The sequence below is a fragment of the Sphingobacterium chungjuense genome (genome assembly GCF_011316935.1).
GTDB lineage: Bacteria > Bacteroidota > Bacteroidia > Sphingobacteriales > Sphingobacteriaceae > Sphingobacterium > Sphingobacterium chungjuense.
Genome location: NZ_WLYS01000014.1, coordinates 1 through 650 on the forward strand (window position 1 = coordinate 1; position 650 = coordinate 650).

At 42.9% G+C, this 650-nt stretch carries 1 tRNA gene and 1 rRNA gene; both read left to right on the forward strand.

The features are described 5' to 3' along the window. Nucleotides 1-21 precede the first annotated feature (21 nt). Nucleotides 22-95, forward strand: a tRNA-Ala gene (locus GKO22_RS16510). A gap of 219 nt (nucleotides 96-314) precedes the next feature. Continuing rightward, nucleotides 315-650, forward strand: a 23S ribosomal RNA gene (locus tag GKO22_RS16615); the annotation flags it as partial.

Genomic DNA, 650 nt, shown 5'->3' on the forward strand with positions numbered 1-650 from the left:
GATACAAACTTATAATACCACGGGGAATTAGCTCAGCTGGCTAGAGCACCTGCCTTGCACGCAGGGGGTCAACGGTTCGACTCCGTTATTCTCCACTATTTTTAAGTAGGAAGTTATAAGTCAAAAGTTAGAAAATCATATAGTTCGCTATATATTTCTCACTTCTGAATTCATACTTCCAACTTTGAAAAAACGTTCTTTGACATATTGAGAGAAAGAAGACACAAGAAAAGAAACAACAGAGCATATCTGTGCAACTTTTCGGAGTTGTATAGAAAAATCGTCCCTTCCGAGCAAAAGCGGAAGAGGATTTGAAGAAAGTAACAAAGGGCACACGGGGGATGCCTAGGCTCTCAGAGGCGATGAAGGACGTGATAAGCTGCGATAAGCTACGGGGATTAGCAAATGTGATTTGATCCGTAGATTTCCGAATGGGGCAACCTAGCTAGTAGAAGACTAGTTGTATAATACGCGAACGCGCCGAACTGAAACATCTAAGTAAGCGTAGGAGGAGAAAATAATAATGATTTCGTAAGTAGTGGCGAGCGAACACGAAAGAGCCCAAACCATAGTTGTTACGGCAATTATGGGGTTGTAGGACCACGACATTGTATTGTCGCTATGAACTGGAAGCAGGTGGGAAACTGCGC